The organism is Amycolatopsis sp. lyj-84 (assembly GCF_046549075.1).
In the GTDB taxonomy this organism is placed as follows: Bacteria; Actinomycetota; Actinomycetes; order Mycobacteriales; family Pseudonocardiaceae; genus Amycolatopsis.
The window spans coordinates 243680-261317 of record NZ_JAJPWO010000004.1 but is presented as its reverse complement, the minus strand read 5'-3'; the positions used below and the strand labels follow the sequence as shown (position 1 = coordinate 261317).

General features: G+C 68.8%; 23 protein-coding genes. 18 read left to right on the top strand and 5 right to left on the bottom strand.

The window, feature by feature from the left end:
* Position 1: 1 nt before the first annotated feature.
* From ACLJRM_RS15420 to ACLJRM_RS15405, 4 genes are all read right to left on the bottom strand, one after another.
* Positions 2–1255, bottom strand: coding sequence for a beta-ketoacyl-[acyl-carrier-protein] synthase family protein (locus ACLJRM_RS15420; RefSeq protein ID WP_410663327.1), 1254 nt, complete (start codon positions 1253–1255; stop codon positions 2–4).
* Positions 1252–1680, bottom strand: coding sequence for a cupin domain-containing protein (locus tag ACLJRM_RS15415; protein ID WP_410663326.1), 429 nt, complete (start codon positions 1678–1680; stop codon positions 1252–1254). Before ACLJRM_RS15415 ends, ACLJRM_RS15420 begins: the two co-directional genes overlap by 4 nt.
* Positions 1677–2012: a TcmI family type II polyketide cyclase gene (locus ACLJRM_RS15410; protein WP_410663325.1), complete on the bottom strand. Its 336-nt coding sequence runs from the start codon at positions 2010–2012 to the stop codon at positions 1677–1679. Before ACLJRM_RS15410 ends, ACLJRM_RS15415 begins: the two co-directional genes overlap by 4 nt.
* A 92-nt stretch (positions 2013–2104) precedes the next feature.
* The gene (locus ACLJRM_RS15405) at positions 2105–2749 is read right to left on the bottom strand and encodes an SDR family NAD(P)-dependent oxidoreductase (protein ID WP_410663324.1); all 645 of its coding nucleotides are present in this window, start codon (positions 2747–2749) and stop codon (positions 2105–2107) included.
* Between the two features lie 188 nt (positions 2750–2937).
* Between ACLJRM_RS15405 and ACLJRM_RS15400 the strand changes: the two genes are divergently transcribed.
* From ACLJRM_RS15400 to ACLJRM_RS15315, 18 genes are all read left to right on the top strand, one after another.
* Positions 2938–4428: a peptide MFS transporter gene (locus ACLJRM_RS15400; RefSeq protein ID WP_410663323.1), complete on the top strand. Its 1491-nt coding sequence runs from the start codon at positions 2938–2940 to the stop codon at positions 4426–4428.
* 64 nt (positions 4429–4492) lie between these two features.
* The gene (locus ACLJRM_RS15395; protein ID WP_410663322.1) at positions 4493–5236 is read left to right on the top strand and encodes an SDR family NAD(P)-dependent oxidoreductase; all 744 of its coding nucleotides are present in this window, start codon (positions 4493–4495) and stop codon (positions 5234–5236) included.
* Positions 5236–5613: a SchA/CurD-like domain-containing protein gene (locus tag ACLJRM_RS15390; RefSeq protein ID WP_410663321.1), complete on the top strand. Its 378-nt coding sequence runs from the start codon at positions 5236–5238 to the stop codon at positions 5611–5613. The genes ACLJRM_RS15395 and ACLJRM_RS15390 overlap by 1 nt, the downstream gene beginning before the upstream one ends.
* 103 nt (positions 5614–5716) lie before the next feature.
* Entirely contained in the window at positions 5717–6973 is a 1257-nt protein-coding gene (locus tag ACLJRM_RS15385; RefSeq protein WP_410663320.1) for a ketosynthase chain-length factor, read from the top strand.
* Complete coding sequence (locus ACLJRM_RS15380; RefSeq protein WP_410663319.1) at positions 6970–7233, top strand: acyl carrier protein; 264 nt, start codon at positions 6970–6972, stop codon at positions 7231–7233. Before ACLJRM_RS15385 ends, ACLJRM_RS15380 begins: the two co-directional genes overlap by 4 nt.
* A gap of 1 nt (position 7234) precedes the next feature.
* Positions 7235–7702 (top strand): SRPBCC family protein, encoded by a 468-nt coding sequence (locus tag ACLJRM_RS15375; RefSeq protein WP_410663318.1) that lies wholly within the window; start codon positions 7235–7237, stop codon positions 7700–7702.
* A 27-nt stretch (positions 7703–7729) separates the two neighbouring features.
* Positions 7730–8191, top strand: coding sequence for an anthrone oxygenase family protein (locus ACLJRM_RS15370; RefSeq protein WP_410663317.1), 462 nt, complete (start codon positions 7730–7732; stop codon positions 8189–8191).
* Positions 8192–8225: 34 nt separating this feature from the next.
* On the top strand, positions 8226–8978 hold the full coding sequence (locus tag ACLJRM_RS15365; protein WP_410663316.1) for an SDR family NAD(P)-dependent oxidoreductase: 753 nt from the start codon (positions 8226–8228) through the stop codon (positions 8976–8978).
* Positions 8978–9325: an antibiotic biosynthesis monooxygenase family protein gene (locus ACLJRM_RS15360; protein ID WP_410663315.1), complete on the top strand. Its 348-nt coding sequence runs from the start codon at positions 8978–8980 to the stop codon at positions 9323–9325. The genes ACLJRM_RS15365 and ACLJRM_RS15360 overlap by 1 nt, the downstream gene beginning before the upstream one ends.
* Entirely contained in the window at positions 9322–9624 is a 303-nt protein-coding gene (locus tag ACLJRM_RS15355; protein ID WP_410663314.1) for an antibiotic biosynthesis monooxygenase family protein, read from the top strand. Before ACLJRM_RS15360 ends, ACLJRM_RS15355 begins: the two co-directional genes overlap by 4 nt.
* A gap of 197 nt (positions 9625–9821) precedes the next feature.
* On the top strand, positions 9822–11537 hold the full coding sequence (gene accD, locus ACLJRM_RS15350; RefSeq protein ID WP_410663313.1) for an acetyl-CoA carboxylase, carboxyltransferase subunit beta: 1716 nt from the start codon (positions 9822–9824) through the stop codon (positions 11535–11537).
* Complete coding sequence (locus ACLJRM_RS15345) at positions 11534–12061, top strand: acetyl-CoA carboxylase biotin carboxyl carrier protein (RefSeq protein ID WP_410663312.1); 528 nt, start codon at positions 11534–11536, stop codon at positions 12059–12061. Before accD ends, ACLJRM_RS15345 begins: the two co-directional genes overlap by 4 nt.
* A complete protein-coding gene (locus tag ACLJRM_RS15340) occupies positions 12058–13443 on the top strand; it encodes an acetyl/propionyl/methylcrotonyl-CoA carboxylase subunit alpha (protein WP_410663311.1) in 1386 nt (461 codons plus the stop codon). The genes ACLJRM_RS15345 and ACLJRM_RS15340 overlap by 4 nt, the downstream gene beginning before the upstream one ends.
* Before the next feature lie 24 nt (positions 13444–13467).
* Positions 13468–13845 (top strand): SchA/CurD-like domain-containing protein, encoded by a 378-nt coding sequence (locus ACLJRM_RS15335; RefSeq protein WP_410663310.1) that lies wholly within the window; start codon positions 13468–13470, stop codon positions 13843–13845.
* Positions 13845–14309: a DUF1772 domain-containing protein gene (locus ACLJRM_RS15330; RefSeq protein ID WP_410663309.1), complete on the top strand. Its 465-nt coding sequence runs from the start codon at positions 13845–13847 to the stop codon at positions 14307–14309. The genes ACLJRM_RS15335 and ACLJRM_RS15330 overlap by 1 nt, the downstream gene beginning before the upstream one ends.
* A gap of 29 nt (positions 14310–14338) precedes the next feature.
* On the top strand, positions 14339–15364 hold the full coding sequence (locus tag ACLJRM_RS15325) for an LLM class flavin-dependent oxidoreductase (RefSeq protein WP_410663308.1): 1026 nt from the start codon (positions 14339–14341) through the stop codon (positions 15362–15364).
* Positions 15365–15551: 187 nt separating this feature from the next.
* Positions 15552–16754, top strand: a complete 1203-nt coding sequence (locus ACLJRM_RS15320) for a cytochrome P450 (RefSeq protein WP_410663307.1) — start codon at positions 15552–15554, stop codon at positions 16752–16754.
* A gap of 167 nt (positions 16755–16921) precedes the next feature.
* Positions 16922–17323: a hypothetical protein gene (locus tag ACLJRM_RS15315; protein ID WP_410663306.1), complete on the top strand. Its 402-nt coding sequence runs from the start codon at positions 16922–16924 to the stop codon at positions 17321–17323.
* A gap of 52 nt (positions 17324–17375) precedes the next feature.
* Here the strand turns inward: ACLJRM_RS15315 and ACLJRM_RS15310 are convergent, their stop codons facing one another.
* Positions 17376–17621 carry an indolepyruvate ferredoxin oxidoreductase subunit alpha gene (locus ACLJRM_RS15310; protein WP_410663305.1) on the bottom strand — a complete coding sequence of 82 codons (246 nt, stop codon included), beginning with the start codon at positions 17619–17621 and terminating at the stop codon, positions 17376–17378.
* Positions 17622–17638 lie beyond the last annotated feature (17 nt).

Here is a 17638-nt window from a genome sequence, read left to right as displayed (position 1 = left end):
GTCACCCCTTGGTCAGGACGGCGGCGCTCTGGAAGCCGCCGAATCCGCTGCCCACGCTCAGCACCACGTCCATCCGGTGATCCCTCGCCGTGTTCGGCACGTAGTCGAGGTCGCATTCGGGGTCGGCGTTGTGCAGGTTCGCGGTCGGCGGAACGACCTGGCGGTCCAGCGCCAGCGCGCAGGCCGCGAGCTCGAGAGAGCCGATCGCGCCGAGGGAATGGCCGATCATCGACTTGATCGAGCTCACCGGGACACGGTAGGCGTGCGCGCCGAGACTGCGCTTGAACGCGGCGGTCTCGTGGCGGTCGTTCTGTTTCGTGCCGGATCCGTGCGCGTTGACGTAGCCGACGTCGGTGGGGTCGATTTCCGCCTGCCGCAGCGCGTGGGTGATCGCCTCGGCCATCTCGGCACCGTCGGGTTTCAGGCCGGTCATGTGAAAAGCGTTGCTGCGGCTGGCGAAACCCGATACTTCGGCGTAGATCCGCGCTCCGCGGCGGCGAGCCGCGGCCTTGTCTTCGAGAACCAGCACGGCGGCTCCCTCGCCGAGGACGAAGCCGTCCCGATGCGCGTCGAAGGGGCGTGAAGCGTGCGCCGGATCCTCGTTGTTCGCCGAGGTGGCACGGATCGCGTCGAAGCAGGCGGACGTGATCGGCGAAAGCGGAGCGTCCGTGGCGCCCGCGAGCACCACGTCCGCCGAGCCTTCCCGGATCAACGCCGCCCCGTGCCCGACGGCGTCGAGGCCCGAGGTGCACCCGGTCGAGATCAGGGCCACCGGCCCCTCGGCGGCGACGTCCCGCGCGACTTCGACGGCGAGCGTGCTCGGCACCATGTAGCCGTAGAGATGGGGGACGCCGTAGGTGTGGTCGACGAGCCACCGTTTGCCGTCGTCGGCCAGTACGGCGTACTCCTCCTCCAAGCCCATCGTGCAGCCGACCGCGCTGCCGAGGGCGACCGCCACCCGCTCCGGCTCGATCGCGTCGAAGGCCAGCCCGCTGTCGGCCACCGCTTCCCTCGCCGAAACGACCGCGAACTGGGCGGCGCGGTCCATCCGCCGGATCTCCTGGGCGGACAGTCCGGCCGCGGCCGGGTCGAAGTCCGCCTCGGCGGCGATCCTGGACCGGAACCGGCCGGCGTCGAACAGGGTGATCGGGCGGGTGGCCGTCCGTCCTTCGGACAGGAGGTCCCAGAACGCCGTGCTGCCCAGCGCGCCGGGTGCCACCACGCCGATCCCGGTGATGACGGCCGTCCTCGTCATCGCGCCGCTCCGACGTCGGGTCCGGACTGGTCCGGATGTGCCGGGGTCTCGGTGTCCACGTGGCCGAGATCGGGCCTGGGGGCCAACGGCGACAGGTGGAACACCACCTGCGCGGGCACTCCGCCCCGGTTGACCAGCCGATGACGGACGCCGATCGGGACGAGGAGCGATTCCCCCGCGACGAGCCGCACCGCCTCGCCGTCCAGCGTCATCTCCAGATCTCCGGTGATGACGTGCAGGAACTCCTCGGAGTGGGGGTGGTAGTGCTCGGTGACGAACTCGCCGGGCGCCAGCCACAGCACGCCGCCGAAACCGGAGGTGGATCCCACGGTCTTCGGGCTCAGGGTGACCCGGATGTCACCTCCGCGTTTGCGATTGGACGCGACGTCCTCGGCTCGTACCTTCGGCGGCTGGATCGTCGTCACGTCGTTCGTCCCTTCTCGGCGGTCCACACGTAGAGCGGGTCGGCCATCGCGTCCTTCGGTTCCTTCCAACCGGGGTCGTACGGCGAAACCAGTTCGGCGAGTGTCGTGTTGAGCTTCTGGTACAGCGGGTGTTCGCGTGCCCGGTACAGGCTGGGAGAGATGTCCTCGTCGGCCTCGACGAGATGGAAGTACAGGTCGTGGAAGGTGAACAGCGTTCGTCGTGACACGCCGATCATCCGCGGCAGTTCGGTCGCGTCGGATTCGGCGAAGGCGTCGGCGATCTGCTGGGGCTTGTCGGTCCGCAGCTTCGCGACGATCAAGGTGCGGTGCACGGTCGTCCCTTCTGAACGGATTCGGCTGGGCAGGCCGATGATTTCCGGCGATGGTGGGGAACATCTGAAATCGCGCTCGACAAAGCGCGCCGCTACCAGGGGGCGGGCCGCCGGTCCCGCAGGAGCACCCCGGACGGTCCGTCGTCGGAAAGCATCGCGGCGTGGACGATGTCGTTCGCGGACTCGTGCACGGGCCGCGGCGCCGTCGGCATCATCCTGGTCCGGGTCGGCCCCGGGTTCACCGCGTTCACCAGTACCCCGGTGCCCTTCGTGTGCGCGGCCAGCATCGTGGTCAGTCCGTTGAGCGCCGTCTTCGACACCGAATAGCCGGGGGCCCCGGTGAAGAGCCCTCCGTCGAAGGTCCCGGTGCCGCTGGAGACGAAGACCACCCGGCCCCAGCCCCGGCTGATCATCCCCGGGACGAACAGCTGCGCCACCCGCCAACCGCCCAGCAGGTTCACCGCCAGGGTGCGCTCGACGAGATCCAGCGGCACCGACAGCGGATCGGTGCCGCCGTCGAGCAGGACACCCGCGTTGCAGATCAGCACGTCGACGGCGCCGACCTGCTCGGCGGCTTTCCGTACGCTGTCAGCGTCGGTGACGTCGAGCACGCGCGCCCCGACCGCTTTCCGCGCGGTGGGCACGACCCTCAGTCCCCGGCGGGACAGTTCGGCGGCGACCGCTTGCCCGAGCCCCCGGTTGGCTCCGGTGACCAGGGCGGTGCGTTGTCCGGCCATATGCTCCTCACTCTCCGAACGAACGCCCGGAAACCTCTTCCGGACTCGCGCCGACACCATGGCCCGGACGGGTGAGACCCGGATGGGGCCGCGGTGGAGCCGGGCGAAGGACGGATCAGGAACCCAGGGATTCCCCAGACCGCGCCGGTATCCCTTTCTCCGCATGGCTTCCGGCGGAGGGACAAGGTGTGGACGACGCGGCGGGGCCCGCCACTCGGGCCGAGCACGGGACGCGGGGCGACGGTCCGGTTCGCGGAGCGAAGATGCCGCGCTGGTACGTGACGCTGTTCGCCAGCGACGCGATGGAACGCTTCGGTTTCTATGGCCTGCAAGCGATTCTGGTGCTGTACGCGGCGGCTCCGGCGGAACGCGGCGGTCTCGGTCTCGCCATGACGGACGCGGCGGCCCTTTTCGGGGCGTGGATCGGGTTGATGTTCATGCTGTCGCTGGTGGGCGGCTGGGTGGGGGACCGCTGGCTCGGCAACCGCACCGCGTTGTTCGCGGGCAGCGCGGTCAACGTCGCCGGTTATCTCCTGCTGTCCATTCCGGCCGGATGGACGGCCGCCGTGGCGTTGCCGCTGCTGGCGATCGGCGGCGCCGTCTACAAGCCGAACCACCAGGCGATGATCAACAGGATGTTCGGCGGCAGCCGGAGCCGGGAAGCGGGCATCTCGCTGATGTACGTCGCCTCCCAGATTTCCGCTCTGCTCGCGCCGTTGATCGCCGGTTACCTCGGGGAGCGGGTCAGCTGGCATCTCGCCTTCCTGACCATCGCCTTGGTGCTGCTGGCCACCACGATCCAGCTACGGTTGACCGCGGGGCAGTTCGGCGGTGTCGGCACCACGGCGATCCGGCCGCTCGACACGGCGGAGCGCCGGGCGACGGTGCGGCGCCTGGTCCTGTCGTGCCTGGCGATCGTGGTGGTACTGGCCGGACTCGCGATCGCCGGTCTGCTCAACGCCACCGTCGCGATCGGAGCGATCGGGCTGCTCAGCGTGGTGACACCGATCGTCTGCTACGTCCGGCTGCGGGGTGATCCGGCGCTGGGGCCGGACGACCGCAGGCGGCTGACCTTCTTCCTGTTCGTGTACCTGGGTTCCGCGTTGTTCTGGATGATCGTCGCGCACGCCGCGTCCCTGCTGAACCTCTTCGCGAGGGATCACGTCGACCTCGACGTGCTCGGGTTCGTCCTGCCCGCGAGCTGGTTGCAGGCGGCGACTCCGCTGTTCATCCTCCTGCTGGCGCCGGTGATCGCTTCGGTGCTGCCGCGCTGGGGCGGACGGAACAACGTCGGCACCAAGTTCAGTGCCGGTCTGTTCCTGGTGGGGTCCGGCTTCCTGGTCATGTCGGTGGCCACTTCACTGGTGACCGACGGCGGCGACAAGATCTCGCCCTGGTGGATGGTGGTCGTCTATCTGACCCACGCGTGCGGGGAAGTGATCATCGCGGCGGTGACGATCTCCGCGGCGGCGGACGTGCTGCCCGCCGGATTCCTGGGACGGACACTGGGAATGCTGTGGCTGTTCGCCGGTCTTGGCGGCGGTATCGGCAGCGGGGTGGTCCGGCTCAACACGGTCATGCCGGAACCGCTCTACTACTCGCTCCTCGGTTCGGTCGCGATCCTGTGCGGGCTCGCCTTCTGGGCGGGGCGCCGCGCGCTCACCCGCGGACTGTCCTGATGCGACTCGACCGGCTCCGCCGCCGACCCCGCCACATTCGATTTACCCCTCACTGAACAAGGAGATGACGGTGGATCAAGGACTGTCCGGAAAACGGGTGCTGCTGACCGGAGGCAGCAAAGGAATCGGCCGGGTCACCGCGCTGGCGTTCGCCGACGCGGGCGCGACGGTCGTCGCGGGCCATCGCACGGACGACGAGGACGCGCAGAGTTTGAACCGGGAACTCGAGGAGCGCGGATCCGGGCACCGGGTGGTCCGCGCCGACGTCACCACGCGAACGGGGGTGACCTCCCTGGCTTCGGCCGCGGCGGACGCGCTCGGCGGGCTCGACGTCCTGGTGAACAACGTCGGGGTGGACGGGGCGGCGGCTTTCGGCGAGCTCCCGGAAGAGGAATGGCACCGCGTCTTCGAGCACAACGTCACCGCCGCGTATCTGGTGACCCAGGCCGTACTCGGTCTGCTGGGGACCGGCGCCTCGATCGTGAACATCGGGTCCTCGGTGGCCCTTCGCGGCCGGGCCAACGGTGTGCACTACTCCGCTTCCAAGTCCGCGTTGACGGGATTCACCCGCGCTCTCGCGAAAGACCTCGGCCCGCGGCGTATCCGCGTGAACATGGTCGCCCCCGGGCTGACCGAGACCGAACCGGGCGCCGGTCTGCCCGCGCCCGTGGTGGACCGCATCACGGGGATGACCCCGCTCGGCAGGCTGTGCGATCCGGCCGACGTCGCCGGCGCGGTGCTCTTCTTCAGTGGTGACACGTCCCGCTACATCAGCGGGGCGACGTTGAACGTGGATGGAGGAATCTGATGTACGCCGCTATCACCTACCGGGTCAAGCCGGGCCATGAAGCCGAAATCGCCGAGATCTTCGCCGCTTTCCAGCGGGTGGACGACTCTCGGTTCCGGGACGACGAAGACAGGCCCGCCGGGCGCCTGCTCGGCACCGCCGTGTTCATCAAGGACGACGTCATGGTCCGGGTGATCCACTACGAAGGTGACTTCTCCGCGATCGCCAAGCACATGGCCGGGCAGCGCGGTGTTCATCTGATCGAGGAGAAGCTGGCGCCCTATCTCGAGACGTCGCGGGACACGAGTACCGGCGCCGCTTTCGGCGCCTACTTCCGTGACGCCACCATGCAGGTCATCTCCCAGTTCTCCGTGGAGACGCATTCCACGTCGGGCTGAGGCCGCCCGTCCAGCGGGCCTGGAGGGACTTTCCAGGCGGGGCGGCCAGTCTTTGAGAAGGCCCTGGAGAACACGGGCGACCGATATTCGGAAAGGTCTTTCGATGAACGCATCTGGTGCGGCCACCGCCCCGGTCGTGACGGGTATCGGTGTGGTGGCGCCGACGGGTATCGGCGTCGCGGAACATTGGCAGTCGGTTCTGGCGGGCAAGTCCGGGATCAGCCGGATCACCCGGTTCGACCCTTCGGGTTATCCGGTCCGCTATGCCGGGCAGTTGCCGAACTTCCTTGCCGAGGAACGAATTCCCGGCAGGCTGATCCCGCAGACGGACCGCTGGACGCATCTGGGCCTCGCCGCGACCGAAGCGGCCTTGGCGGACGCCGGCGTGCGTCCGGCGGACCTGCCCGACTACGAGATGGCCGTCGTGACCGCGGGTTCGTCCGGCGGGACCGAATTCGGCCAGCACGAAATGGAACGCCTGTATCTGGACGGGCCGTCGGGCGTCGGGGCCTATCAGTCGATCGCCTGGTTCTACGCGGCGACCACGGGACAGATCTCCATCCGCTTCGGCATGCGTGGTCCCAGCGGCGTGCTGTGCTGTGAACAGGCCGGTGGCCTGGATGTGGTGAATCAGGCCCGCAGGCTCACGCTGAGCGGTTCCCGGTTGGTGGTCAGCGGGGGCACCGACGCTTCTCTGTGCCCCTATGGCCTGGTCGCCCAGCTTTCGAACGGGAATCTTTCCACTGTGGACGATCAGAACCGCGCCTATCTCCCGTTCGACGCGGAGGCGAGCGGCTACCTGCCGGGCGAGGGCGGCGCGATCCTGATCGTGGAAAGCGCGCGGAGCGCCCAAGAACGCGACAGTGGCTACGGTGTCATCGCGGGCTACGCCGCCGGTTTCGACCCGCCGCCGGGGTCGGCGCGGCCACCCGCGCTGCGGCGCACCATCGAGCGGGCACTGGCGGACGCACGGATCGACCCGGACGAGGTGGACGTCGTCTTCGCGGACGCCGCGGGCGTCCCGGCGGACGACCTCGCCGAAGCCCGGGCCATCAGCGCGATCTTCGGCTCGCGCGGCGTACCGGTGACAGCGCCGAAGACCTTGACCGGACGGCTCTACGGCGGAGGCGCTCCGTTGGACGTGGCGACAGCGCTTCTCTCGATCAGGGACGGCGTGATCCCGCATACGGTCGGCCCCGTCCGGCAGGCGCCCGGCTGCGATCTCGATCTGGTGACCAAACAGCCCAGGGACGGGAAAGTGCGTACCGCGTTGGTCCTCGCGCGCGGCTATGGCGGCTTCAACGCGGCACTCGTACTCAGGGCCATGACGCGAGGAACAGGGAAAGGGACGTGGAGATGACGGACAGGTTCACCTTCGAGGAACTGAAAGAGATCCTGCGGGCGAGCGCGGGAGTCGACGACGAAGTCGATCTGAACGGTGACATCGCCGACGTCGAGTTCGGCGACCTCGGCTACGACTCGCTGGCCGTCCTGGAGTTCACCAGGCAGGTGGAGCGCCGCTACGGCGTGACGATCCCGGATTCCGCGATCGCCGAGATGCCCACGCCCGCGAAGGCCGTCGAGTTCGTCAACGCCCAGTTCGTGGAGGCGAGGATCTGAAATGGCGGGGCACACCGAGAACGAGATCGTCATCGACGCACCTATGGACCTGGTCTGGGAAATGACCAACGACATCGAATCCTGGACGCGGCTCTTCAGTGAGTACTCGGAGGCGACGATCCTGGAACGCCGCGACGAGACCGTCGTCTTCCGGCTCGCGTTGCATCCGGACGAGAACGGGAAGGTGTGGAGCTGGGTGTCGGCGAGGACACCGGACGCGGCGACCAGGACCGTCCGCTCCCAGCGGGTGGAAACCGGTCCCTTCAAGTACATGTGGATCTTCTGGGAGTACTCGCAGACCGAGCGGGGCGTGCGCATGCGCTGGGTGCAGGACTTCGAAATGAAACCGCAGGCGCCGATCGGCGACGAGGCCATGCGCGAGCGGCTGGACCGCAACACCCCGGTCCAGATGCTGCTGATCAAGGACAAGGTCGAAGCGGTCGCACGCGACAGTGCCGCCGTCGGCTGATCCGACCACACCGGCTGGAGGTGCGCGGTGCCCGAGATCGTGATCCCGCTGGTCCTGCTCGCGAACGGGCTGGCGGCCGGAGTGCTGATGGGAACGCAGCTCGGTGGCTGGCCGCTGCTGGACACCCTGCCGGCCCCGCGCTACGTACAGGCGCACGGGTTCTTCTCGACCCGCTACGACCCGTTCATGCCCCTTTGCTTTCTCGCCACGGTGCTCGGCGACGGGGTGCTCGCGCTGGTGGCGGAGAAAACGGGCGCCCAGGTGCTTTTCGGTACGGCGGGCCTGCTGGCGGCGGGCACGATCACCATCTCGCTGGTGAAGAACGTCCCCGTCAACAAATGGATCCGCACGCTGGACCCGGAAAACCTGCCGGACGACTTCGCGGAGCGGGACCCGCGACGGCACTGGGGCGGCTGGAACCGCGCGCGGACCGCTTCGGCGACGTCGGCGCTGCTGGCCAACTGCGCCGCGGTGGGACTGCTGTTGTGAAAGATCATCGATCCGAACAGGACGCGGAGGGAAAATGGACCTCGGTTTGAAAGGCAAGAAGGCGCTCGTCACCGGAGGGACCCGGGGCGTGGGACGCGGCATCGTGCTGGCCCTCGCCAGGGACGGTGTCGAGGTGGTCACCTGTTTCCGTCAGGACAAGGAAGCGGCCGCGGCGCTCGAACGCGAGCTCGAGGAGATCGGCGGCACGCACCACGTGCTGCCCGCCGACCTCGCCGATCCCGCGCAGGTCGTGGATCTCCTCGGCGAATGCAAGTCCAGGCTGGGCAAGCTGGACATCGTGGTCAACAACGCCGCCGCGATCAGCCACGTCCCTTACCGGGAACTGGAAATCGCCGAATGGCAGCGCATCGTCGACACCAACCTGACCGCGGTGCACCTGGTCGTCCAGCAGGCACTGCCCCTGCTCTCCGACGGCGGCTCGGTGATCGGGATCAGTTCGAAGTCCGTCGAGGTCGGAATCCCGTTGCGCGCGCACTACACCGCCACCAAGGCCGCGCTGCACGGCCTGAACCGCACGCTGGCGAGGGAGTTCGGTCCACAGGGGATCCGGTTCAACGTGCTCTCGCTGGGCATGATCCACACCGAGGCGTTGGAAGCCTTGCCGGAGGAACAGCGCGACGCGATGATCACGCGCTATTCGGAGAAGACCTCGCTCGGCAAGCTCGGTTCCCCCGAAGAGGTCGCTGACGTGGTCCGGTTCCTGGCCAGTGATCTGGCCCGGTACGTCACCGGTGGCGTCATCCCGGTGGACGGGGGGATCTCCTGATGGGCGAGGCCGCCTTCCGCGTGATGTTGCGGATGCAGATCAAACCCGGCGCCGAGGACGACTTCGAGCGAGTTTGGCTGGAGATAGGCGATTCCGTGACGTCGCACCCCGCCAATCTCGGCCAGTGGCTCTCCCGTGCGGAAGAGGAGGGCGTCTACTACATCGTCAGCGATTGGGTGAGTGAACCGCTGTTCCGCGAATTCGAGACCAGCGAGCGCCATCTGGAACACCGGCAGAAACTGCACCCGTTCCGCTCCGGCGGCTCGATGTCCACCATGAGCGTGGTGGCGTACCTGCCGGGCGCGGCGAGCACGGAGTCCCATCGTGACTGGGAACGAGCCCGGTGAGCGGCGGGGTGCGGGTGCTGCTGTACCACGCGGCCGAGGAGCAGGACCGGATCGAGGCCGCCTACCACGAGTCCAGCACCCGGCTGGCCGGTGTCCCCGGCCTGCTCGGCAACGAGCTGCTGCGGTCCACTTCGGACCCGAGCGGGTTCGTGGTGGTCAGTTCGTGGAGCGACGTCGCCGCCTTCCAGGAATGGGAGCGCGGACCGGCGCACCGGGACCAGACCGCGCCGCTGCGCCCGTTCCGGGACACGCGGTTGTCCAGGCCGTTCGACATCTACCAGGTGCGCGCCACCTACTGAGCAGGAGAGGCCATGCGGTCGCCCGTACCCGAACACCACGAACAGGAACAGCGGCCCCGCCGGCCGTGGCGCACGGCGGGCGGGAAGCTGGTGTGGTCGCTGGGAATCCTGGGCGGCTGCATGGGCGGATTCGTACCACCGTCCGATGACGGCGAGCTCCCGCCATCGGCCCGGGTCAGGATGAAGGGGAGGACCCGATGACGGCGACCATGGATGCCGCCGACAGTGTGCGGCGAGAGCCGGAGCCCGACTGGGTGTCCTGCGGACGGTGCCGGATGTTGTTGTACGGCAAGCGCTTCACGCGGTCGGCCAAGGTCTGTCCCGGCTGCGGCTGGCACAGCAGGCTGACCGTGCGCGAGCGGCTCGACGCGCTTTTGGATCCCGGATCGGCCGAGCCGGTCGAGCCCGCCGGGTCGGTCCGCGATCCGCTGGGATTCGCCGATCTGGTGCCCTACACCGAACGGCTGGACCGGGCCAGGCGCGAAACCGGGCTCGAGGACGCGGTCCAGGTGGTGTCGGCGACGCTGGGCGGACGCCCGGTCGTCGTCGCGGCGATGGACTTCCGCTTCCTGGGCGGCAGTCTCGGCTCGGCGGCGGGAGAGGCGATCGTGACCGCCGCGGAGGCCGCCCTGGCCTGGCGGACACCGCTGCTCGTGATCACCGCGTCCGGCGGGGCGCGGATGCAGGAAGGCGCGCTCTCGCTGATGCAGATGGCGAGGACCAGCAACGCCATGGCCGCGCTCGACGAAGCGGGTTTGCTGACCATCACCCTCGTCACCGATCCGACCTTCGGCGGGGTGGCGGCTTCCTTCGCGACCCTTTCGGACGTGATCGTCGCCGAACCCGGGGCACGCATGGGATTCGCCGGGCGCCGCGTCATCGAGCAGACCATCGGGGAGACCCTGCCCGAGTCGTTCCAGACCGCCGAGTTCCTGTTCGAGCACGGCCTGATCGACGGCATCTCACCCCGGAGTGAGCTCCCGCAACTGCTGTCGATCCTGGTGGGCGCGGCCGCGACGCCGTCGGAGGGCTGGGCCGACGGGGTGGCCGACCCGGTCCTTCGGGACCCGGAAAGCCTGTCGCCCCCGGGAATCGAGGAGGTGGTCCGGCGTGCGCGCGTCCCCGGCAGGCCGACCGCGCTCGACCACGTCGCGAACTGGACCGACGGTTTCGTCGAACTGCACGGGGACCGTGCCGGTTCCGACAGCCCGGCGATCGTGGGCGGGCTGGCCGAGCTCAACGGCCTGCCGGTGATGGTGATCGGCCATCAGAAGGGCCGCACCACCGAAGAGCTGGTGCGCCACGACTTCGGCATGCCGTCCCCGGCCGGCTACCGCAAGGCCGTCCGGTTGATGCGGCTGGCCGCCAAACTGGGCATCCCGGTGGTGACCCTGGTCGACACCCCCGGCGCGCATCCGGGACCGGAGGCCGAGCGGACCGGGCAGGCGAACGCGATCGCGGAATGCCTGCGGGTACTGGGCGGGCTCCCGGTGCCGGTGGTCACCGTGATCACCGGGGAAGGCGGAAGCGGCGGCGCGCTGGCACTGGCCGTCGCGGACCGCGTCCTGCTGTGCGAGAACGCCACGTACTCGGTCATCAGCCCGGAGGGGTGCGCCGCCATCCTCTGGCGCAGCTCGGCCGCGCCCGCCGTGTCCGCCGCCGCGCAGGCGCTGCGGGTGGGGGCGAAATCGTTGCTGTCACTGGGCGTGGCCGACGGCGTGGTGCCCGAGCCACCGGGTGGCGCGCATCGCGATCCCGCGGCCGCCAGCACGCTCGTGCGTGACGCCGTGATCAGTGCGCTCCGCGAACTGCACGGGCGGGACGGCGAAGACCTGGTGGCGGCGAGACGCGCACGGTTCCGGCGATTCGGCTCGGCCGAAATCAGCCCGACGACCAGGGAGACGGTGAAATGATCGAAAGGCATCCCGAGTTCGCCACGAGCCGGGATCTGTCGGATGTACTGGGGATCGAGACCGAGATACTCAAGCTCGGCGCCGAGGACGCGATGGAGATCCTCTGCCGCAGCCTGGCCGAGGTCGTCACCACGACCGAGCGGGTGCCGAAACGCGCGACGGTGCGGTTGGGCAGCGCGGCCATCGACGTGGAGTGGCCGGTCGCCGAAGCCGGGCGATCGGCTGCCGCCCCGGAGCCGGTGGCGGCGCCGACGGCGCAGGCACCCGGCGCCGAAACGCCCGCGATCCGCACGCCGGTGGTCGGCACCTGCTACCTCGCCCCGGAGCCCGGTGCCAAGCCGTTCGTGGCCGTCGGCGACGTGGTCGAACCCGGCAGGCAGGTGGCGATCGTCGAGGCGATGAAGCTGATGAACCCGATCGTCGCGGACCGGGCGGGGCGGGTGACGCGGATCCTCGTCGCCGACGCCGAAGCGGTCGAGTACGACCAGCCCTTGATCGCCATCGAACCCGAGGCCCCGGAATGAGCCCGCGGACCGGCCCCGTCTTCGACACCCTCCTGGTGGCCAACCGGGGTGAGATCGCCCTTCGAGTGGTCCGGACCTGCCGGGAGATGGGCATCCGCACGGTGGTCGCGCATTCCACCGTGGACCGGGAGTCGGCGGCCGTGCTCGCCGCCGACGAGGCCGTCCAGATCGGCCCGGGCCCGGCCAAGCAGAGCTATCTGTATCCACCAGCGTTGATCGAGGTCGCGTTGCGGACCGGCGCGCAAGCGGTCCACCCCGGCTATGGCTTTCTTTCCGAGGACCCGGATTTCGCGGAGATCTGCGTGAGCAACGGCCTCGTCTTCGTCGGCCCGCGACCGGAGGTGATGGCCAGGCTGGGGGACAAGTCCTTGGCCAGGCGCCTGATGAGCGAGGCCGGGCTGCCCCTGCTCCCCGGGACGACGGAACCGGTGAGCGGCACGGCCGAGGTCTTCGCGACGGCACGGCGGATCGGCCTGCCGTTGATCATCAAGGCGTCGGCGGGCGGGGGCGGCCGCGGAATGGCGATCGTCCGGGAGTGGGCGGAGCTGCTGCCGACCTACCGCTCGACCAAGGCGACCGCGCGGGCGGTGTTCGGCGACGAGCGGGTGTACCTGGAGCGTTACTGGGAGGACGCCAGGCACGTCGAGATCCAGCTGCTCGCCGACGAACACGGCAACGTGGTCTGCCTCGGCGAGCGGGACTGCTCGGTGCAGCGGCGCCATCAGAAGCTCATCGAGGAGAGCCCCGCACCCGGATTGGCCGCGGGGCTGGCCGGAAAACTCGCCGAGGCGACGGCCAAAGGCGCGCGAGCTGTCGGCTACACCGGCGCGGGCACCTTCGAGTTCCTGGTCTCCGGCGAGGAAGCGGCCTTCATGGAGGTCAACTCGCGCATCCAGGTCGAGCATCCGGTGACGGAGATGGTGACCGGGATCGATCTCGTCCGTGAGCAGATCCTGGTCGCGGCGGGCCTGCCCCTTTCCCTGCGGCAGGAAGACGTGAGACCGCGTGGTGTCGCGGTGGAGTGCCGGATCAACGCGGAGGATCCCAGCCGGAACTACGCCCCCTGTCCCGGGAAGCTCGTCGAATTCTCCCCGCCCGCCGGTCCGTTCGTCCGGGTCGACACGCACGCCTACCCCGGCTGGCGCGTTCCGCCGGACTACGACTCCTTGCTGGCCAAGGTGATCGTCTGGGCGCCGGACCGGGAACAGGCGCTCGCCAGGATGGACCGCGCGCTGGCCGAGTTCCGGATCGAGGGTCCCGGTATCCGGACCACCAGGGACGTGCTCCGCGAGATCATCCGGACCCCGGCATTCCGCGAAGGCACTCACGACACTTCGCTGCTGGAACGAATGGCCGGCATTTCCGTGAAGCCGGCGAGCTGACCCCCTCGAACAAAGGAGTCCGCAATGCCCATCACCGCCATCAGATACGGGATCAAGGCAGGCTGCGAAGACGAGATCGCCGAGATCTTCGCCGGCTTCAAACGCACCGGCTCGCCGTCGGTGCTCGACGCCGACGGCAACGAGGTCGGGCGGATCCTGTCCACCGCGGTGTTCATCGAGAACGACATCATGGTGCGGTTCGTCGAGTACGAGGGCGACCTGGCCGACATCGCCCGGTTTATGGCGACCCAGCCCGGGGTGCGCGAGGTCGAGCGCAGGCTCAAGCCGTACCTCGCCCGGCCGAGGGACACGGGATCGGTCGAAGGGTTCACCAAGACCTTCGCAAAGAGCACCATGCGCTGCATCTCCCAGCTCTCGGCCGACAAGCCCGACACCCCCTGATGAGCACCGTGGTGGCCGACCTGCTCAGCGTGCTGGCCCTGACGGGCAGCGGAACGGTGGCCGGGGTGCTGTTCGCGGTCGCCCTGAGCACCTTGCCCGCGTTGATCGCCATGCCACCCGGCCGCTACGTCTACGCGCAGAAACTGCTCGGGCGCAACTGGGATCCCACCATGCCGGTGGTGGTGCTGAGCTCGACCCTGGCCGAAATCGTGCTCGCGGTGTCGACGCCGGGGATCGCCGCCACCCTGCTTTTCGGCGGCGCCGCCGTCGCGCTGCTCGGCGTGTCCGTGGTCTCCCATTGGTGCAACGTGCCGATCAACCGGCAGACCAGGGAACTGGATCCGGATCGGCTGCCCGAGGACTGGCACGATCCGAGACCCCTGTGGCGGCGATGGCATTTCCTGCGCACCGCATTGGCGATGCTCGCGCTGGTCTGCACCGCCGTCGCCGTCACCATCACCTGATCGTCACCGTCGCGTTTGGAGGAAGCCCGATGAAGCTCGGGGTGAACATCGCGCCGCACGGCGCACCCGCCGTGGCCCTGGCCGCGGAACGGCTCGGCTACGACGTCGCGTTCGTTCCCGAGGGCTACCGGACGGACGCGATCAGCGTGCTCGGGACGCTGGCCGGGCGGACCGAACGGATCGGGCTCGCCACCGGGGTGCTCCAGATCCCCGCGCGTTCGGCGGTGATGACCGCGATGACGGCGGCCACCCTGGAGACCTTGGCCCCCGGACGCGTCCGGCTGGGACTCGGGGTCTCCAACGCGCAGATCTCCGAGGGCTGGCACGGGGTCCGGTTCGACCGCCCGCTGCGCCGTGCCAGGGAGTACGTCGAGATCCTGCGGCTCGCACTGGACGACAAACCCGTGCGTTACCGGGGCGAGCTCACCGAACTGCCGCTTCCGGGCGCGCGAGCCGAACCTTTCCACCAGTTCGGCGCGCCGCTCGGCGCGGCCATCCCGATCTACCTGGCGGCCATCGGGCCGCGCAGCCTCGAACTCGCGGGTGAGGTCGCCGACGGCTGGTTCGGGGTGTTCTGCTCGCCGGGGCGGATCGCCGAAGCGCTTCCGCACCTCCGCCTCGGCCGGGACAAGGCGGGCTTGCGGCACAAGGGGTTCGAGGTCATCCCTTCGGTACCCGTCGTCGTCGGCCGGTCGCCGGAAGAGGCGGCGGGAGCGGTCCGGCCCTACATCGCCCGCTTCGTCAGCCTCGGTCCCAAGGAACACAGTTTCTACCACGCCCTGATGACGACCATGGGATATCCGGACGAGGCCGACGAGGTGCACGACCGGTACGGATCCGGCGATCACGCCGGCGCCGCCGCGGCCGTGCCGTTCGGCTTCGTCGACGCGACGGCGCTGCTCGGTCCCCTCGAACGGATCGCGGAAAAGATGGCCGCGTACGCCGAGGCGGGAGTGACCACTTTGGCCTTGTCACCGTTCGCGCGCACGACCGAGGAACAACAGTCCATCTTGCGCGCCGCCGCGGAAGCGCTGGACCGCGCAGGGCTCGCCTAGGGCGTGTTTCACAAGTCTGGTTCGCGGTCTTCGCGCCCAGGCGGTCCCTGGCGGCACGGGCGGATGCGCCCGAGTACGACCCGGTACGAGGGCGATCCGCCCGCACCGTCAGGAACCACCTGGATCACGAAGCCCATCGAACAGACTTGTGAAACACGCCCTGACCGTCTTCGCAAAGGAGTGCGCCATGTCCACGGAAACCGCAGGGCTCACCTTCCCGTTCCCTCAGCCGCCCGAGTTCACCCTGCCCGAGGAGTTCGCCGAGTTACGCGCGCGGCAACCGGTCGCCGAGGTGACCCTGCCGTCCGGGGACCGGGCGTGGCTGGTCACCCGGTACGCGGACGTCCGCGCGATCCTGGCGGACGCCAGGTTCAGCCGCGCCGCCGCCGAGCGGCCGGGCAGCCCGCGGATGGGGAACACCAGCCCCGGCCCGGAAACCATCCTCGGGATGGATCCGCCCGATCACACCCGGTTGCGACGGCTGGTCGCGCCCGCCTTCACCACCCGCCGCATCGAAGCGCTGCGGCCGCGGGTCGAAGATCTCGCGAACGAGCTGATGCGTGACGTGGTGAGCGGCGATCGGTCCGCGGACCTGCTCGCGCAGTTCACCGCGGCGCTGCCGAGCAAGGTCATCTTCGAACTGCTGGGTGTGCCCTATGCGGACTTCGGGACCCTGCACGGCTGGACGGACGTGATCTTCAGTCTGTCCGCGCACACCCGCGACGAGGTGCTGACCGCGCGCACCAACATCGAACGGTTCCTCGTCGAGCTGGTCGCGGAGAAGCGCGACCACCCGGCCGACGACCTGCTCAGCGTGCTGATCGCGGCTCGCGACGAGCAGGACAAGCTCTCGGAGAGCGAGTTGGTCAGCTTCGCGCTCATCCTGATCACCGTCGGCCACATGAGCACCGCCAGCACGCTGAGTACCGCGCTGTTCACCCTGCTCCGCCTGCCCGAACTGCTGGCGCGGTTGTACGCCCGGCCGGGCCTCGTCCCGAGCGCCATCGAGGAACTGCTGCGGCACAACACCTTCGCGTTGACCGGTACCCAGCTGAGAGTGGCACTCGAGGATGTCCGGCTCGGCGGCGTCACGATCCGTGCCGGGGACGCCGTGCTGGGCGCGCTCGGCTCGGCCAACCACGATTCCGAGGTGTTCGCCCGGCCGGACCGCGTCGAATTGACCCGTGCGAGCAATCCTCATATGGCCTTCGGCTACGGAATCCACCATTGTCTCGGCGCGCAACTGGCGAGACTGGAGATGCAAGAGGCGCTTTACGCACTTTTACGGAATATCCCGGACACGCTCCGGCTGGCGGTGGCGCCCGCGGAGATCGAACTCAAAACCGGGCTGACCGCCCGCGCGCTGGCGAGCTTGCCGGTGCGCTGGTGAACGGACCCGGTGGTGAATTGACGCCGTGAACCGAATATCCCGCTCCTCAGCGCTGGTGCCGAGTTCCTGAAAAAACCCTGAAAAGCACGACCGACTCGTCGGCGTCTTGCTAAATTGGGCCATAAGGGGGCACGAAACCATTAACACCAGCGATCCCGGAGGGGGATATGGCCACTCAAGAAGAGGATCTGGCGCCTGCCGCCGATCTGAGAACCCGTCCGCAGAGTCCTGAAGGGACTTGGGCGGTGCGGGTCACCTTCGCGGACGGCACGCGGAACGAACGCGGCTTGTTCGCTTTCACCGCCGAAGGTCTGCTGATCCAGACCAACACCGGCAGTCAGACCACCGGTATCGGAAGGTGGCGGCGGACCAGGAACGGGTTCCGCTTCACCTTCCGCGAACAGGCCTTCGACGATGACGGCAAGTTCGCTTTCGACGTGCACGTGGACCATGAAGGAAGCCTGACGACGGGGGACACGTTCACCTCGAACGGAACCGGTACGGCGGTGGACGCCGATGGACAGATAGTGCGCGTCTCGGTGACGACGGTGACCGCCGAGCGCTATTGATCCGGCCGCTTTCCGGACGGGCGAGAGAACGCCCGTCCGGAAAGCGGTGCCGCTATCCGTTTCCCTGGCCGAAGAACGACTCGGCGCGAGCCACCGATTCCCGCTCGCCGTCCGGCACGTCGGTCTCGAAGAAAATGGCCTCCACCGGACATTCCGGCACGCAGGCACCGCAGTCGATGCATTCCACCGGGTCGATCACCATCTGCGAACCCGAGTCGTGGATGCAGTCGACCGGGCACACGTCCACACACGACCGGTCTTTGACGTCGGTGCACGGACTGGTAATCACATAGGTCACTGGACCGCTCCTCAGCT

What these genes read in the sequence shown, in the direction of transcription:
- ACLJRM_RS15375 (WP_410663318.1), top strand. Translation starts at nt 7,235, where the DNA reads ATGGCGGGGCACACCGAGAACGAGATCGTCATCGACGCACCTATGGAC.
- ACLJRM_RS15380 (WP_410663319.1), top strand. Translation starts at nt 6,970, where the DNA reads ATGACGGACAGGTTCACCTTCGAGGAACTGAAAGAGATCCTGCGGGCG.
- ACLJRM_RS15330 (WP_410663309.1), top strand. Translation starts at nt 13,845, where the DNA reads ATGAGCACCGTGGTGGCCGACCTGCTCAGCGTGCTGGCCCTGACGGGC.
- ACLJRM_RS15390 (WP_410663321.1), top strand. Translation starts at nt 5,236, where the DNA reads ATGTACGCCGCTATCACCTACCGGGTCAAGCCGGGCCATGAAGCCGAA.
- ACLJRM_RS15395 (WP_410663322.1), top strand. Translation starts at nt 4,493, where the DNA reads ATGACGGTGGATCAAGGACTGTCCGGAAAACGGGTGCTGCTGACCGGA.
- ACLJRM_RS15385 (WP_410663320.1), top strand. Translation starts at nt 5,717, where the DNA reads ATGAACGCATCTGGTGCGGCCACCGCCCCGGTCGTGACGGGTATCGGT.
- ACLJRM_RS15340 (WP_410663311.1), top strand. Translation starts at nt 12,058, where the DNA reads ATGAGCCCGCGGACCGGCCCCGTCTTCGACACCCTCCTGGTGGCCAAC.
- accD (WP_410663313.1), top strand. Translation starts at nt 9,822, where the DNA reads ATGACGGCGACCATGGATGCCGCCGACAGTGTGCGGCGAGAGCCGGAG.
- ACLJRM_RS15345 (WP_410663312.1), top strand. Translation starts at nt 11,534, where the DNA reads ATGATCGAAAGGCATCCCGAGTTCGCCACGAGCCGGGATCTGTCGGAT.
- ACLJRM_RS15325 (WP_410663308.1), top strand. Translation starts at nt 14,339, where the DNA reads ATGAAGCTCGGGGTGAACATCGCGCCGCACGGCGCACCCGCCGTGGCC.
- ACLJRM_RS15420 (WP_410663327.1), bottom strand. Translation starts at nt 1,255, where the DNA reads ATGACGAGGACGGCCGTCATCACCGGGATCGGCGTGGTGGCACCCGGC.
- ACLJRM_RS15360 (WP_410663315.1), top strand. Translation starts at nt 8,978, where the DNA reads ATGGGCGAGGCCGCCTTCCGCGTGATGTTGCGGATGCAGATCAAACCC.
- ACLJRM_RS15315 (WP_410663306.1), top strand. Translation starts at nt 16,922, where the DNA reads ATGGCCACTCAAGAAGAGGATCTGGCGCCTGCCGCCGATCTGAGAACC.
- ACLJRM_RS15365 (WP_410663316.1), top strand. Translation starts at nt 8,226, where the DNA reads ATGGACCTCGGTTTGAAAGGCAAGAAGGCGCTCGTCACCGGAGGGACC.
- ACLJRM_RS15405 (WP_410663324.1), bottom strand. Translation starts at nt 2,749, where the DNA reads ATGGCCGGACAACGCACCGCCCTGGTCACCGGAGCCAACCGGGGGCTC.
- ACLJRM_RS15335 (WP_410663310.1), top strand. Translation starts at nt 13,468, where the DNA reads ATGCCCATCACCGCCATCAGATACGGGATCAAGGCAGGCTGCGAAGAC.
- ACLJRM_RS15320 (WP_410663307.1), top strand. Translation starts at nt 15,552, where the DNA reads ATGTCCACGGAAACCGCAGGGCTCACCTTCCCGTTCCCTCAGCCGCCC.